Source organism: Streptomyces sp. NPDC007929 (genome assembly GCF_042959065.1).
Classification (GTDB): domain Bacteria; phylum Actinomycetota; class Actinomycetes; order Streptomycetales; family Streptomycetaceae; genus Streptomyces.
On the sequence record NZ_JBIBKD010000002.1, the window covers coordinates 615,149 to 630,049 of the forward strand.

At 71.1% G+C, this 14,901-nt stretch carries 15 protein-coding genes; 10 read left to right on the forward strand and 5 right to left on the reverse strand.

Features of this window, described 5'->3' with window-relative positions:
• Positions 1 to 180: 180 nt before the first annotated feature.
• The gene (locus ACFZDE_RS07555; RefSeq protein WP_391198261.1) at positions 181 to 963 is read right to left on the reverse strand and encodes an IclR family transcriptional regulator C-terminal domain-containing protein; all 783 of its coding nucleotides are present in this window, start codon (positions 961 to 963) and stop codon (positions 181 to 183) included.
• A 99-nt stretch (positions 964 to 1,062) separates the two neighbouring features.
• Here ACFZDE_RS07555 and ACFZDE_RS07560 point away from each other — a divergent pair, with 99 nt between their 5' ends.
• From ACFZDE_RS07560 to ACFZDE_RS07600, 9 genes are all read left to right on the forward strand, one after another.
• Complete coding sequence (locus ACFZDE_RS07560) at positions 1,063 to 2,010, forward strand: 5-dehydro-4-deoxyglucarate dehydratase (RefSeq protein ID WP_391198262.1); 948 nt, start codon at positions 1,063 to 1,065, stop codon at positions 2,008 to 2,010.
• Positions 2,007 to 3,296, forward strand: coding sequence for an enolase C-terminal domain-like protein (locus tag ACFZDE_RS07565; RefSeq protein WP_391198264.1), 1,290 nt, complete (start codon positions 2,007 to 2,009; stop codon positions 3,294 to 3,296). The genes ACFZDE_RS07560 and ACFZDE_RS07565 overlap by 4 nt, the downstream gene beginning before the upstream one ends.
• A 139-nt stretch (positions 3,297 to 3,435) precedes the next feature.
• Entirely contained in the window at positions 3,436 to 4,572 is a 1,137-nt protein-coding gene (locus ACFZDE_RS07570) for a PfkB family carbohydrate kinase (RefSeq protein ID WP_390996914.1), read from the forward strand.
• A gap of 143 nt (positions 4,573 to 4,715) precedes the next feature.
• Positions 4,716 to 6,863, forward strand: coding sequence for a PhoH family protein (locus ACFZDE_RS07575; RefSeq protein WP_391198267.1), 2,148 nt, complete (start codon positions 4,716 to 4,718; stop codon positions 6,861 to 6,863).
• Positions 6,864 to 6,877: 14 nt separating this feature from the next.
• Positions 6,878 to 7,375 (forward strand): rRNA maturation RNase YbeY, encoded by a 498-nt coding sequence (gene ybeY, locus ACFZDE_RS07580; protein WP_190898580.1) that lies wholly within the window; start codon positions 6,878 to 6,880, stop codon positions 7,373 to 7,375.
• A gap of 8 nt (positions 7,376 to 7,383) precedes the next feature.
• A complete protein-coding gene (locus ACFZDE_RS07585) occupies positions 7,384 to 8,691 on the forward strand; it encodes a CNNM domain-containing protein (RefSeq protein WP_390996920.1) in 1,308 nt (435 codons plus the stop codon).
• Entirely contained in the window at positions 8,688 to 9,047 is a 360-nt protein-coding gene (locus ACFZDE_RS07590; RefSeq protein ID WP_391198269.1) for an MmcQ/YjbR family DNA-binding protein, read from the forward strand. Before ACFZDE_RS07585 ends, ACFZDE_RS07590 begins: the two co-directional genes overlap by 4 nt.
• Positions 9,048 to 9,083: 36 nt before the next feature.
• Positions 9,084 to 9,437, forward strand: coding sequence for a cytidine deaminase (locus ACFZDE_RS07595; protein WP_391198271.1), 354 nt, complete (start codon positions 9,084 to 9,086; stop codon positions 9,435 to 9,437).
• Positions 9,438 to 9,608: 171 nt separating this feature from the next.
• Positions 9,609 to 10,085 carry a hypothetical protein gene (locus tag ACFZDE_RS07600; RefSeq protein WP_391198274.1) on the forward strand — a complete coding sequence of 159 codons (477 nt, stop codon included), beginning with the start codon at positions 9,609 to 9,611 and terminating at the stop codon, positions 10,083 to 10,085.
• A 23-nt stretch (positions 10,086 to 10,108) separates the two neighbouring features.
• On the opposite strand, the gene ACFZDE_RS07605 is transcribed toward ACFZDE_RS07600, so the two are convergent.
• Positions 10,109 to 10,447, reverse strand: a complete 339-nt coding sequence (locus tag ACFZDE_RS07605; RefSeq protein ID WP_391198276.1) for a P-II family nitrogen regulator — start codon at positions 10,445 to 10,447, stop codon at positions 10,109 to 10,111.
• Positions 10,444 to 11,754 (reverse strand): ammonium transporter, encoded by a 1,311-nt coding sequence (locus ACFZDE_RS07610; RefSeq protein ID WP_390996933.1) that lies wholly within the window; start codon positions 11,752 to 11,754, stop codon positions 10,444 to 10,446. The genes ACFZDE_RS07605 and ACFZDE_RS07610 overlap by 4 nt, the downstream gene beginning before the upstream one ends.
• Before the next feature lie 153 nt (positions 11,755 to 11,907).
• On the opposite strand from ACFZDE_RS07610, the gene era reads away from it, so the two are divergent.
• Positions 11,908 to 12,870 carry a GTPase Era gene (gene era / locus ACFZDE_RS07615; RefSeq protein WP_097216527.1) on the forward strand — a complete coding sequence of 321 codons (963 nt, stop codon included), beginning with the start codon at positions 11,908 to 11,910 and terminating at the stop codon, positions 12,868 to 12,870.
• Between the two features lie 41 nt (positions 12,871 to 12,911).
• On the opposite strand, the gene ACFZDE_RS07620 is transcribed toward era, so the two are convergent.
• Both ACFZDE_RS07620 and ACFZDE_RS07625 read right to left on the reverse strand, forming a co-directional pair.
• A complete protein-coding gene (locus ACFZDE_RS07620; RefSeq protein ID WP_390996937.1) occupies positions 12,912 to 13,361 on the reverse strand; it encodes an ATP-binding protein in 450 nt (149 codons plus the stop codon).
• 212 nt (positions 13,362 to 13,573) lie between these two features.
• Positions 13,574 to 14,896, reverse strand: coding sequence for a GH1 family beta-glucosidase (locus ACFZDE_RS07625; protein ID WP_391198279.1), 1,323 nt, complete (start codon positions 14,894 to 14,896; stop codon positions 13,574 to 13,576).
• Between the last annotated feature and the right edge of the window lie 5 nt (positions 14,897 to 14,901).

Genomic DNA, 14,901 nt, shown 5'->3' on the forward strand with positions numbered 1-14,901 from the left:
GGAGCGGGGGAAAGGGGGGATTGGGCGACGACCGTCGACGGACAGGAACGCGCGAGCAATTTGTATCAAGCACGTAGTCGCCCACGGGAGCCCGGGGCGTGTGATCTGGGGCACGTTGTGTTTGGGGTGGTGAAGCCCGGGTAGACGAGCGCCTTTCGTCAGGTGCTGGTGGTGTTCTCGCTAACGCCAGTGCACCGATCCGGACCCCGACGGCACGGTCGCCTCGGCCTTGATCCGGATCTCCCGCATCACCGCGACGATCCGCTCCTCGTGCGCGGGCGTGAGCCGGGCGACGGGCACCGAGCAGCTGATCGCGTCCAGTGCCGGGCTGTCGCAGCGCAGCGCGAACCCGAAGCCGACGATGCCCGTCACGCCCTCCTCGCGGTCGACGGACCAGCCGCGCGAGCGGGTCTCGGCGAGGTCGGCCAGCAGGGATTCCCGGGTGGTGTGGGTGTTCGGGGTCAGTGCCTCGTAGGGGCCCTCGGGCAGCTCGTCGTCCGGGCGCTGGGCCAGCAGGGCCTTGCCCAGGGCTCCGGCGTGCGCGGGCAGGCGCCGCCCGACCCGGCTGATGGTGCGCAGGTACTCGTGGGACTCCCGGGTGGCCAGGTACGCCACGTCCAGGCCGTCCAGCCGGCCCATGTGGATGGTCTCGCCGAGCGCCTCGGACGCCTCGTCGAGGTAGGGCCGCACCGCCCGGACCCGGGGGTCGGAGTCGAGGTAGCTGGTGCCGGTGAGCAGGGCGTGGATGCCGATGCCGTACAGGGAGCCGGTGACGTCGGTGCGGACCCAGCCGCGCGAGATCAGCGTCTGGAGCAGCGCGTACATCGAGCTGCGCGGCACGCCGAGTTCGTCGGCCAGCTCCTGGAGCCGGGCCGGGCGGTCGCCGCGTGCGGCGAGGAGTTCCAGCAGCTCGACCGTGCGGGCCGCGGACTTGACCTCGCGGACGCCCCCTGTGTCTGACATGTGCCGATGGTAGACGGACCCGCCCGGGCGGTTGACGTTCGCATACACAGCCCTCATTCTCATACATGGATGGTGTCTATATGAGGAGATGACTGTGCGATGACCGTGAGCGCTGGACCGGTGGCGGTCGCGCAGCGGCTGCGGGAGGGCATGGCGGGCGGCGTGCTGTCGTTCCCGCTGACCGCCTTCCACGACGACGGCACCCTCGACCCGGACGGCTACCGCGCCTACGTCGCCGAGCGGCTCGCCGCCGCCCCCGGCGCCGTCTTCCCGGCCTGCGGCACCGGCGAGTTCTTCTCGCTCGACGAGGACGAGTACCGGCAGGTCGTCACCATCACCGTCGAGGAGGCCGCCGGCCGCGTCCCCGTCGTCGCCGGCACCGGCTACGGCTGGGCGCAGGCCGTCCGGTTCGCGCGCATCGCCGAGGACGCCGGAGCCGACGCGCTCCTGGTGCTGCCGCACTACCTGGTCGCCGCCCCGCAGGACGGCCTGCTCGCCCAGCTGGAGCAGATCACCGCCCGCACCCCGCTGCCCCTGATCGCCTACCAGCGCGGCCAGGTCGTCTACACCGCCGACACCCTGCGGCGCATCGCCGCCCTGCCCAACGTCATCGGCCTGAAAGACGGCCACAGCGACCTCGACCGGCTCCAGCGCCTCACCCTGGCCGCCCCCGACGACTTCCTGTTCTTCAACGGCGCCTCCACCGCCGAGATCCAGGCCCGCGCCTACGCCACCGTCGGCGTCCCCGCCTACTCCTCCGCCGTCCACGCCTTCGCCCCCGAGATCGCCGGCGCCTTCTTCACCGCCCTGCGCGACGACGACCACGGCACCGTCGGCACACTGCTGCGCGACTTCTACGTCCCGCTCGTCGAACTGCGCGACCGCGTCCCCGGATACGCCGTGTCCCTGGTGAAGGCCGCGGCCCGGATCCGCGGCCACCGGGTCGGCCCGGTCCGCGCCCCGCTCACCGACCCCTCGCCCGCCGACCTGGCCGCCCTCACCGCCCTCCTCACCACCGGACTCGACCTCGTGGGAGCAACCCTGTGAACCTCACCATCACCGACGTGACGCTCACACCGATCCTGGTCGCGGACCCGCCGCTGCTGAACACCCAGGGCGTCCACCAGCCGTACACGCCCCGGCTGATCGTCGAGGTCGTCACCGCCGACGGGATCACCGGCGTGGGGGAGACCTACGGCGACGCCAAGTACCTGGAGCTGGCCCGGCCCTTCGCCGAACGACTCAAGGGACGCCGGGTCAGCGACCTCAACGGCCTGTTCACCCTCGCGGACCAGGTCGCCGTGGACGCCTCCCGCGTCGACAACGCCGTCGACGTCGGCGGGCTGCGCGGCGTCCAGACCGCCGGCAAACTCCGGCTGTCCGTCGTCTCCGGCTTCGAGGTCGCCTGCCTGGACGCCCTCGGCAAGGCGCTCGGACTGCCCGTACACGCGCTGCTCGGCGGCAAGGTGCGCGACGCCGTCGAGTACAGCGCCTACCTGTTCTACAAGTGGGCCGCCCACCCCGAGGGCGTACCCGCCGAGAAGGACGACTGGGGCGCCGCCGTCGACCCGGCGGGCGTCGTGGAGCAGGCCCGCCGCTTCACGGAGCGGTACGGCTTCACCTCCTTCAAGCTCAAGGGCGGTGTCTTCCCGCCCGACGAGGAGATCGCCGCGATCAGGGCCCTGGCCGAGGCGTTCCCGGGACACCCGCTGCGCCTCGACCCCAACGGCGCCTGGTCGGTGGAGACGTCGGTGAAGGTGGCCCAGGAGCTCGGCGAGGTCCTGGAGTACCTGGAGGATCCGGCGCTCGGCACACCCGCCATGGCCGAGGTCGCCGAGCGCACCGGGGTGCCGCTCGCCACCAACATGTGCGTGACGACGTTCGCCGAGATCCAGGAGGCGTTCACGAAGGGCGCCGTCCAGGTCGTGCTCTCCGACCACCACTACTGGGGCGGACTGCGCAACACCCAGCAGCTCGCCGCCGTCTGCCGCACCTTCGGCGTCGGCGTGTCGATGCACTCCAACACCCACCTCGGCATCTCGCTCGCCGCGATGACCCACGTGGCGGCCACCGTCCCCGACCTCCACCACGCCTGCGACTCCCACTACCCCTGGCAGTCCGAGGACGTCCTCACCGAGCGGCTCACCTTCGAGGGCGGCAAGGTCGCCGTGTCCGACACACCCGGGCTCGGCGTGGAACTCGACCGCGCGCGGCTGGCCGCACTGCACCAGCGATGGCTGGACGACGACGGAGCCCTGCGCGACCGCGACGACGCGGCGGCGATGCGGATCACCGACCCGGAGTGGGTGACGCCCGCGATGCCCCGCTGGTGAGGCCCGCCGCGGCCGCGGCGGGGGGCGCGCGGGGGCCCGGCGCGAGCTGACGGGGCGGGTGGGTCCGGCGTGATCGGCGTCACCTCGGCGGTGATGTGGTGCAGACTGGCCTGATCCGCACCACGTCAGGGAGCGCACAGTGACCGCGTCCACCGCCCCGGCCGGTAAGGGCCCGGCCGGAAACGGATCGCACCGCCAGAGCCAGGTCGATCCCCTCGCCCCGCTGCGCACACCGGACGACCCGCCCTGGGACGTCTACCTCACGGGCACGGTCTTCCTGGACATCATCTTCACCGGCCTCGACTCCGCCCCGGTGCGCGGGACCGAGTCCTGGGCGCGGGGCATGGGCTCCAGCCCCGGCGGCGTCGCCAACATGGCCACCGCCCTGGCCCGCCTCGGTCTGCGCACGTCCCTCGCGGCGGCCTTCGGCGACGACCACTACGGCGACTACTGCTGGGACGCCCTGGAGCACGGCGAGGGCATCGACCTCTCCCCGTCGCGCACGGTGCCCGGCTGGCACTCCCCGGTGACCGTCTCCATGGCCTACGAGGGCGAGCGCACCATGGTCTCGCACGGCCACGAGCCGCCCCCCGAGGAACCCGCGCCCGTCTGCCCCCCACGCGCGCGTGCCGCCGTCGCCTCCCTCGCCCCTGGCGTCAGCGCGCCCTGGATCGCCCAGGCCGCGAGCAACGGCACCCGGGTCTTCGGCGACGTCGGCTGGGACGACACCGGGGCGTGGGACCTGGCGCTGCTGCCCGACCTGCGGCACTGCGAGGCGTTCCTGCCCAACGCGCAGGAGGCGATGCGGTACACGGGCACGGACTGCCCCCGGACCGCCGCGCACGCCCTGACCGAGTACGTGCCGATCGCGGTGGTCACCCTCGGCGCCGACGGGGCCTACGCGGTGGACCGGCGCACCGGGGAGACGGCGGAGGTGCCGGCCATCGCCGTCGAGGCGCTCGATCCGACCGGGGCCGGTGACGTGTTCGTCGCCGGGTTCGTCGCCGGCACGCTGGCGGACTGGCCGCTCGCGGACCGGCTGGCCTTCGCCGGGCTGACCGCTGCGCTGTCGGTGCAGGAGTTCGGCGGATCACTGTCGGCGCCGGGCTGGTCGGAGATCGCGGCGTGGTGGCGCAGGGTCCAGTCGGTCGAGGGGCAGTCACCGGTGGCGCTGGAGAGGTACGGGTTCCTCGCGGAGCTGGTCTCGGAGGAGCTGGTGCGGCCCTGGCCGCTGCGCAGGGCCGTACCGACGATCGGCTTCCGGCGCTCGGCGTGAGACTCTCACGGGGCCCGGGTGACAACCCGGGCCCCAAAACCCCTACGGCGTTGTCACTCCCCCGTCGTACCCTGGGAATCGCGAGGCCGCCCTCAGCTGTGCGGCCGTGACGAGGAGGAACCGCAGGCCTTAAGCGCCGGCCCATGACTCAATCATCGACAGCTCACACCCCCGCGCAGGAGCAGGCGAGAGCGCAGCTCACCGTCCCCGCCCAGCACCCCATGGTGACCGTGCTGGGGTCCGGCGATTCCCTCCTGCGCGTGATCGAGAAGGCCTTCCCGGCGGCCGACATCCACGTCCGGGGCAATGAGATCAGCGCGGTCGGCGACCCGACGGACGTCGCCCTCATTTCGCGCGTGTTCGACGAGATGATGCTGGTGCTCCGCACCGGGCAGCCGATGACGGAGGACGCAGTGGAACGCTCGATCGCCATGCTGAAGGCGAGCGACAACGGCGAGAGCGACGGCCAGGAGACCCCGGCCCAGGTGCTCACGCAGAACATCCTGTCCTCACGCGGCCGCACCATCCGCCCCAAGACGCTCAACCAGAAGCGCTACGTCGACGCCATCGACAAGCACACGATCGTCTTCGGCATCGGCCCCGCGGGCACCGGCAAGACCTACCTGGCGATGGCCAAGGCGGTGCAGGCCCTGCAGTCCAAGCAGGTCAACCGCATCATCCTGACCCGCCCCGCGGTCGAGGCCGGAGAGCGGCTCGGCTTCCTGCCGGGCACGCTCTACGAGAAGATCGACCCGTATCTGCGCCCGCTCTACGACGCGCTGCACGACATGCTCGACCCGGACTCCATCCCGCGGCTGATGGCGGCGGGCACCATCGAGGTGGCGCCGCTGGCATATATGAGGGGCCGGGCGCAGCCTGTTTTCACCAATGTCCTGACGCCCGACGGTTGGCGCCCCATCGGCGACCTCCAGGTCGGTGACCTCGTCATCGGCTCCAACGGCGAGCCGACTCCGGTCCTGGGCGTCTACCCGCAGGGCGAGAAGGACATCTACCGCGTCACAGCCCAGGACGGCTCCTGGACCCTGTGCTGTGGTGAGCACCTGTGGACGGTCAGGACACGCGACGACAAGCGCCGCGACAAGCCGTGGCGGGTCCTCGAGACCCAGGAGATGATCGGCAACCTGCGAGCAGCCCATGCTCGCCGGTACGAGCTGCCACTACTCACAGCGCCTGTGCAGATGCCCGAGCGTGAGGTCCCGATGGACCCGTATGCGCTGGGACTGCTGCTCGGTGACGGATGCCTGACCGGTTCCACCACGCCCTCCTTCGCCTCGGACGACCCCGAGCTGGCCGAGGCGCTGGAGGCCGCTCTCCCCGGCATCGCGGTACGGCATCGCGGTGGCCCGAACTACGTGCTCAACCGGGTCAAGTCGCCGGGCGACGTGATCACGCTGGAGAACCCTGTCACCCGCGTCCTGCGAGAGCTGGACCTCCTGCGCACGCGCTCCCACTCCAAGTTCGTCCCGGACGATTACCTGCACAACTCCGCTGAGGTCCGGCTGAGCCTGTTGCAGGGCCTCCTCGACTCCGATGGCGGACCGGTCACGCAGCAGGACCGCACCTGCCGGATCCAGTACACGACGACGTCGATCCTGCTCCGTGACGATGTGATCGCTCTCGTCCGGTCGCTGGGTGGCGTCGCCTACACCCGCCGCAGGGCTGCGGAGGGCCGCAAGCCCGGCCTCGCGAACGGGCGGGAGGTCGCTTACCGTCACGACGCCCACGTCATCGACATCCGCCTCCCCGAAGGCATCGAACCCTTCCGTCTCGCCCGCAAGCGCGACAAGTACCACGCGGCCGGAGGCGGCGGACGTCCGATGCGCTTCATCGACAGCATCGAGCCCGCGGGCAGGGAGGAGACCGTCTGCATCCAGGTGGCGGCCGAGGACTCGCTGTACGTCACGCAGGACTACCTGCTGACGCACAACACCCTCAACGACGCCTTCATCATCCTGGACGAGGCCCAGAACACGAGCCCCGAGCAGATGAAGATGTTCCTCACCCGCCTCGGCTTCGACTCGAAGATCGTGATCACCGGTGATGTGACCCAGGTCGACCTGCCGGACGGCACGAAGAGCGGCCTGCGCCAGGTGCAGGACATCCTGGACGGCGTCGAGGACGTCCACTTCTCCCGGCTGTCGTCCCAGGACGTCGTCCGGCACCGGCTGGTGGGCCGTATCGTCGACGCGTACGAGAAGTACGACACCACGCACGGCACCCAGAACGGCGCGCACAAGAGCCGCGGCAAGTCCGGGCACAAGGGGAAGTAGACACACACAGCACCATGTCGATCGACGTCAACAACGAGTCCGGAACCGAGGTCGACGAGCAGGCGATCCTCGACATCGCCCGCTACGCACTCGCGCGGATGCGCATCCACCCGCTCTCCGAGCTCTCGGTGATCGTCGTGGACGCCGACGCCATGGAGCAGCTCCACATCCAGTGGATGGACCTCCCCGGCCCGACGGATGTCATGTCCTTCCCGATGGACGAGCTGCGCCCGCCCTCCAAGGACGACGACGAGCCGCCGCAGGGCCTGCTCGGCGACATCGTGCTGTGCCCCGAGGTCGCCGAGAAGCAGGGCAAGGACGCGGAGACGCAGCACTCCATGGACGAGGAGCTCCAACTGCTCACCGTCCACGGGGTGCTGCACCTGCTGGGCTACGACCACGAGGAACCGGACGAGAAGGCCGAGATGTTCGGCCTCCAGGCGGCCATCGTGGACGGCTGGCGCGCGGAGCGTGGCCTGACCGGCCCGTCCCCGGCGCCGACCGTCTCGTAACGCCGCCGATGAGTCCGCAACTCGCCCTGGGCGCCATCGCCCTGGTCGTCGTGGCCTGGCTCGCCGCCTGCGCGGAGGCGGGCCTCGCCCGGGTCTCCAGCTTCCGCGCCGAGGAGGCGGTGCGCTCCGGCCGCCGCGGCAGCGCCAAGCTCTCCCAGGTCGCCGCCGACCCCACCCGCTACCTGAACGTGGCGCTGCTGGTCCGCGTCGCCTGCGAGATGGCCGCCGCCGCGCTGATCACCTACGGCTGCCTGAAGGCGTTCGACGGCACCACCGAGGCGCTGCTGGTGGCCATCGCGGTCATGGTCCTCGTGTCGTACGTCGCCGTCGGCGTCTCCCCGCGCACCATCGGCCGCCAGCACCCGCTGAACACGGCGACGGTCTCGGCGTACGTCCTGGTGCCGCTGGCCCGGATCATGGGCCCGATCCCGTCGCTGCTGATCCTCATCGGCAACGCGCTCACCCCCGGCAAGGGCTTCCGCCGCGGCCCCTTCGCCTCCGAGGCGGAGCTGCGCGCCCTGGTCGACCTCGCCGAGAAGGAGTCCCTCATCGAGGACGAGGAGCGCCGCATGGTGCACTCCGTCTTCGAACTGGGCGACACCCTGGTCCGCGAGGTCATGGTGCCGCGCACGGACCTGGTCGTCATCGAGCGCTTCAAGACGATCCGCCAGGCCCTCACCCTCGCCCTGCGCTCGGGCTTCTCGCGCATCCCGGTGACCGGGGAGAGCGAGGACGACATCGTCGGCATCGTGTATCTGAAGGACCTGGTCCGCAAGACGCACATCAGCCGCGACGCCGAGTCCGAGCAGGTGTCCACGGCGATGCGCCCGGCGTTCTTCGTCCCCGACACCAAGAACGCCGGCGACCTGCTGCGCGAGATGCAGAAGGAACGCAACCACGTCGCCGTCGTCATCGACGAGTACGGCGGCACCGCCGGCATCGTCACCATCGAGGACATCCTGGAGGAGATCGTCGGCGAGATCACCGACGAGTACGACCGTGAACTGCCGCCCGTCGAGGAGCTCGGCGACGACCGCTTCCGCGTCACCGCCCGCCTCGACATCGGCGACCTGGGCGAGCTGTACGGGCTTGAGGAGTACGACGACGAGGACGTCGAGACGGTCGGAGGCCTGCTCGCCAAGGCGCTGGGGCGGGTCCCCATCGCGGGCGCCTCGTCCGTGGTGGAGCTTCCCGACGGCCGCACCCTGCGGCTGACCGCGGAGGCCGCGGCCGGTCGCCGGAACAAGATCGTGACGGTGCTCGCGGAGCCGGTGGGCCCGGCGGACCCGCCTGCCCAGGAGGAGAAGCCGGAGTGACCCCGCAGGAACTGCGCGCGTTCTGCCTGTCCTTCAACGCGGCCGTGGAGGACTTCCCGTTCAGCCCGGAGATCTCGGTCTTCAAGGTCCAGGGCAAGCTCTTCGCCCTGTCGCACCTCGACGATCGCCCGTTGAAGGTCAACCTCAAGTGCGACCCGGACGACGCGATCCGGCTGCGCCGCGAGCACGAGGGGCTCGTCGTCCCCGGCTGGCACATGAACAAGCGTCACTGGAACACCGTCACGGCCGACGGCGACCTCCCCGACCGGCTGGTCCGCGAGCTCATCGAGGACTCCTACGACCTGGTCGTCGCAGGTCTGCCCCGAGCGGACCGCCTCCGCTTCGACCGGCCCTGAGACGGGCCCGGGGCACTCGCTCCGTATGCTCGGATCATGACCGACAGCAGCGCGCTCGACCCCGAGGACCGCAAGATCGTCACCCTGGCCCGCTCCGCGCGGGCCCGCAACGGCGTGCCGGAGGGCGCGGCCGTACGCGACGAGACCGGACGCACCTATGTCGCGGGCACCGTCGCCCTCGACTCCCTGAAGCTCAGTGCCCTGCGGACGGCGGTGGCGATGGCGGTGGCCTCGGGCGCGACGTCCCTGGAGGCGGCGGCGGTCGTCACGCAGGCGGAGGGTGTCTCCGACGCGGACCGGGCGGCCGTACGGGACCTCGGCGGCGCGCAGACGCCGGTGCTGGTGGCCGGTCCCGACGGAACGGTCCGGACCATCGTCACCGCCGGCTGAACTTCGGTGTAACCGGCGGTAATTAGGCCAGTTTTCAACCTTGCCGCCGCCTGCCCCACACGCATCAATGGAACCGTCCATTCCGACGGACCGTCAGGTTCGACTCTCGGCAGAGTGCCCGCATCCCTGCGCCGAGCGGTCCGCCCCCCACGGAAACGGAGCCGGAATCCCATGAGACGCAAGCGAATCGGAGCAGGCGCGGCACTGGCGGCCGGGGCCCTCGCGGTCACCGGACTGGCCTTCGCCCCCGCGGCCCTCGCCGTCACCCCACAGACCGCGACGATCAGCGCCGACTGCGGCACCTTCGGCGGTGGCGAGGCCACCCTCACGGCCACGCAGGACGGCACCGCCGCCACACTCACCGTCAAGTCCTCCGCGATCACGGCGCCCATCGCGCTGGGAGAGGACTCGATCTCGTCCACCCTCACCCTGGTGAAGGCCGGCGGCGGCACCGTCGACTTCACCGGTACGAAGAACCCGGCGATGGCGGCCGGCGCCCCCGTCGAGGTCGGCCCGCTCAGCGGCACCGTGGCCTCCGGCGACAGCCTGGAGGCCTTCGGCGGCTCGCTGAGGATGACCGTCTTCGGCATCACCATCACCTGCACGGCGAGCGGCCCGCAGTCACCCGGCCCGTTCGTGTTCGACTGAGAACGAGCGGCGCGGCCCCGGTGTCAGAGCGCGTCGGGGCCGCGCTCGCCCGTCCGCACCCGCACGACCGTCTCGACGGGCAGCGCCCACACCTTGCCGTCGCCGATCTTGCCGGTGTGCGCGGCCTTCACGACCGCGTCGATGACGTCCTCGGCCACCGCGTCCTCGACGACCACCTCGATACGGACCTTCGGCACCAGATCGACCTGGTACTCGGCGCCGCGGTACACCTCGGTGTGACCGCGCTGCCGGCCGTAGCCGCTGGCCTCGCTCACGGTCAGGCCGTGCACGCCGAGTTCCCGCAGGGCGGTCTTGACCTCGTCGAGACGGTACGGCTTGACGATCGCGGTGATGAGCTTCATGCCTGGGGGGTGACCTTCTGGGCGGGGGAGACGACGGAGGAGGAGACCGGGGCGCCGTGGCCCAGGACCCCGTGATCGTAGGCCGTCTCGGCGTGCACCGTAAGGTCCAGGCCGGTCTGCTCCTGCTCCTCGGTGGCGCGCAGGCCCATCGTGGCGTCGATCAGCCTGCCGATCCCGTACGTCACACCGAACGCGTACACCGCCACCACGACCACGGCCAGCAGCTGCTTGCCGAGCTGGGCGAGGCCGCCGCCGTAGAGCAGGCCCTCGGCGCCGCCCGTCATCGACTCCACGGCGAAGACGCCGATGAGGAGCGTGCCGATGACCCCGCCGACCAGGTGGACTCCGACGACGTCCAGGGAGTCGTCGTAGTTCAGCTTGAACTTCCAGCTCACGGCGTAGGAGCAGACCGTGCCGGCGGCGAGGCCGACGACCAGGGCGCCGAGCAGGGAGACCGACCCGCAGGACGGGGTGATGGCGACCAGGCCCGCTACCGCGCCGGACGCGGCGCCCAGGGTCGTGGGGTGGCCGTCGCGCTTCTGCTCCACGAAGAGCCAGCCGAGCAGGCCCGTGCAGCCCGCGGCCAGGGTGTTGAGGAACGCGGCGGCCGCGAGGCCGTTGGCGCCGAGCGCGGAGCCCGCGTTGAAGCCGAACCAGCCGAACCAGAGCAGACCGGCGCCCAGCATCACCATGGGCAGGTTGTGCGGGCGCATGGCGTCCTTCTTGAAGCCCATCCGCGGGCCGAGGACCAGGCACAACGCCAGCCCCGAGGCGCCGGAGACGATCTCCACGGTCAGTCCGCCCGCGAAGTCCAGGGCCCCCAGCCGCTCCAGGATCCAGCCACCCGGCCCCCACACCCAGTGCGCGACCGGAACGTATACGAGCAGCGCCCACACCGGCACGAAGACCAGCCACGCGGCGAACTTCGCCCGGTCGGCGACCGCGCCGCTGACCAGCGCGGCCGTGATGATCGCGAAGGTGAGCTGGAAGGTGGCGAACAGGACGGTGGGGACCGTGCCCTGGACGCTGTCGGGGCCGAGGCCGCTCATACCGGCGTGTTCGAGCCCGCCGATCAGCCCGCCCGCCGCGTCCTCGCCGAAGACCAGGGAGTAGCCGGCCGCCAGCCACACCACCGTCACCAGGGCGATCGACACGAAGCTCATCATCAGCATGTTGAGCACGCTCTTCGTACGGACCATGCCGCCGTAGAAGAGGGCCAGGCCCGGGGTCATCAGCAGGACGAGGGCGGTGGCGGCGAGCAGCCAGGCGGTGTCACCGGTGTCGGCGCTTGCGGCGGCGAGGGTCACGGTCGTCTCCAACGGTGCGGGGGCTCGTCAGAGATTCACCGCCCCTCGTTTCCTGTTGCGTACGGGTGTGTTTCGGTGACGTTTCGTTGCGCGCGGGTTTCTGGAGGCTCACCGAGGGCGTCCGGTACGGGGCGGCTCCGGGGATCAGGGAGAATGGGCGGCATGAGCGTTCGTACCCAGTCATCCGAAGAGCCGGCCGGAGCTGTCCACAGGGCCGGTTTCGCCTGCTTCGTGGGCCGTCCCAACGCGGGCAAGTCCACTCTCACGAATGCTCTGGTCGGCCAGAAGGTGGCGATCACGGCGAACCAGCCGCAGACCACGCGGCACACCGTGCGGGGCATCGTGCACCGCCCGGACGCCCAGCTGATCCTGGTCGACACCCCGGGGCTGCACAAGCCGCGCACGCTGCTGGGCGAGCGGCTCAACGACGTCGTGCGCACGACGTGGGCCGAGGTCGACGTGATCGGCTTCTGTCTGCCGGCGAACGAGAAGCTCGGCCCCGGTGACCGCTTCATCGCCAAGGAACTGGCGTCCATCAAGAAGACGCCGAAGATCGCGATCGTCACCAAGACCGACCTCGTGGACAGCAAGACGCTCGCCGAGCAGCTGATCGCCATCGACCAGCTCGGCAAGGAGCTGGGCTTCGAGTGGGCCGAGATCGTGCCGGTGTCGGCGGTCGGTGACCAGCAGGTGGGTCTGCTGGCCGACCTGATCGTGCCGCTGCTGCCCGAGGGCCCGGCGCTCTACCCCGAGGGCGACCTGACCGACGAGCCCGAGCAGGTCATGATCGCGGAGCTGATCCGCGAGGCCGCGCTGGAGGGCGTGCGCGACGAGCTGCCGCACTCCATCGCCGTCGTCGTCGAGGAGATGCTCCCCCGCGAGGACCGCCCCGCCGACAAGCCCCTCCTCGACATCCACGCCTTCGTCTACATCGAGCGCCCCAGCCAGAAGGGCATCATCATCGGCCCCAAGGGCAAGCGCCTGAAGGAGGTCGGCATCAAGTCCCGCAAGCAGATCGAGGCGCTGCTCGGCACACCGGTCTTCCTCGACCTCCATGTGAAGGTCGCGAAGGACTGGCAGCGGGATCCGCGGCAGTTGCGCAAGCTGGGGTTCTGAGGTTGCGCGAGGCCTTCGCCTCGTGACGCTTCCGCCGCGCGCTATGGCGCCGTCGTTCCCAGGCTCGCCCACACCGCGTTTCCGCCCGTGAGGGTCGAGCGGGTGATGCCCCAGTGGTCGGCCATCTCGCGGACGAGGAGCAGGCCGCGGCCGCCCTCGTCGTCGGGGCCGGGGCAGCGGTCGGGGATGCCGCGGCCCGTGAGGTCGCCGTCGTGGACCTCCAGCCGGAAACGCGCGTCCGTCATCAGCTGCACGCCGCACAGGATCCGTTCGCTCAGTGTGTGCAGCACGGCGTTGGTGACCAGCTCGGACACGAGCAGCACGGCGTTCGCGCACACCTCCTCGGGCACCTGCCACGAGGCCAGCCGGGCGCGCATGGCATGGCGGGCGACTCTGACGCTGGTCCGTTGTGGGGGCAGCTCCAGCCAGTCGGTGCGGTCCGGGCGCACCGCGTCCAGGAACCGGGGGGTGGATGTCGTGTGGGGGGACACGGCGATCGCCTTCCGTGGGGGGTGGGGGCGTCAAGGAAGGGACGAGCGGACAACGGACCGGCCCGACGGTGGAGTTGGTGCTTCCGGAACCCTGGTCAGCCAAGTAATCATGCTCGTAGGGCAGTTCACGCTGCAACTATCTGCCTGACAATTTCACCGGAATCTCGCGAGGAAGACGGACGCCGAGGTCGGCCCGTGGACCGGGGTGGGCATCAGGCCGTAGGCGCCTGCGCCCTCAGCAGCTCCCGGTACCAGGCGTAGGACGCCTTGGGGGTGCGCTCCTGGGTGTCGAAGTCGACGTGGACCAGGCCGAAGCGGCGCGCGTAGCCCTCCGCCCACTCGAAGTTGTCGAGCAGGGACCACACGAAGTAGCCGCGCACCTCGACGCCCGCCTCCACCGCCCGGTGCAGAGCCCGGACGTGGCCGTCCAGGTAGGTGATGCGGTCCTGGTCGTCGACGCCCGGGTAGGAGCAGCCGTTCTCGGTGATGACGACGGGCGGGAGCCGGTCGCCGTAGCGGTCGCGGAAGGTGGTGAGGACTTCGGTGAGCCCCTCGGGGACGACGGGCCAGCCGAAGTCGGTGACCGGGTGGCCCTCGATCTCGCGCACGGAGAAGGGCAGTTCGGCGGGCATGCTGATCCCGCCGAACTCGATCTCCGCGCCCTGCGGGGCTCCCACCCGGGTCGGGGCGTAGTAGTTGATCCCGTAGAAGTCGATCGGCTCGGCGATCACCTTCAGGTCCGCGTCCACGTCCCCCGGCATCAGTTCGCCGATGCCGTCCGGGTAGCGGCCCAGCAGCAGCGGGTCCGCGAACAGGCGGTTCAGCAGCAGGTCGTAGAAGTCCGCCGCCTCCATGTCCGCGGCCTCCGTGGACGCCGCCCAGGTCGGGCCGTGCGAGTTGGCGATGCCGATGTCCCCCGCGCCCGCGGCGCGCAGGGCCCGGACGGCCAGGCCGTGGGCGAGCAGCTGGTGGTGGGCGGCCGGCAGCGCGTCGAAGAGCAGCCGCCTGCCCGGCGCGTGCACGCCCAGGGCGTGGCCCAGCAGGGTGTGCTCGGCGGGCTCGTTCAGGGTGATCCACTTCGTCACGCGGTCGCCGAGGCGGTCCGCGACCAGCGCCACGTGCTCGGCGAAGCGCTCGGCCGTGTCCCGCTCCAGCCAGTCCAGGTCCACGGGCAGGTCCCAGTGGAACAGGGTCGGGACGGGGCGGATCCCCGCCGCGCACAGGTCGTCGACCAGCCGGTCGTAGAAGTCCAGGCCCTTCGGGGAGCGCACCCGCGGCCAGGAGAGGGAGAAGCGGTAGGCGTTCACGCCCAGGCCGGCCAGGAGGGCCACGTCCTCGCGGTGGCGGTGGACGTGGTCGCAGGCCGTCGCCGCCGTCGAGCCGTCCTTCACCCGTCCCGGCTCGGCGGTGAAGGCGTCCCACACGGACGGCTCGCGTTCGTCGGCGGCGCCCTCGATCTGGTGCGCCGAGGTGGAGACGCCCCAGAGGAAGCCGGCCGGGAAACGGGGGATCGGGTTGCCTGCGTCAGTCGCCATGCGGT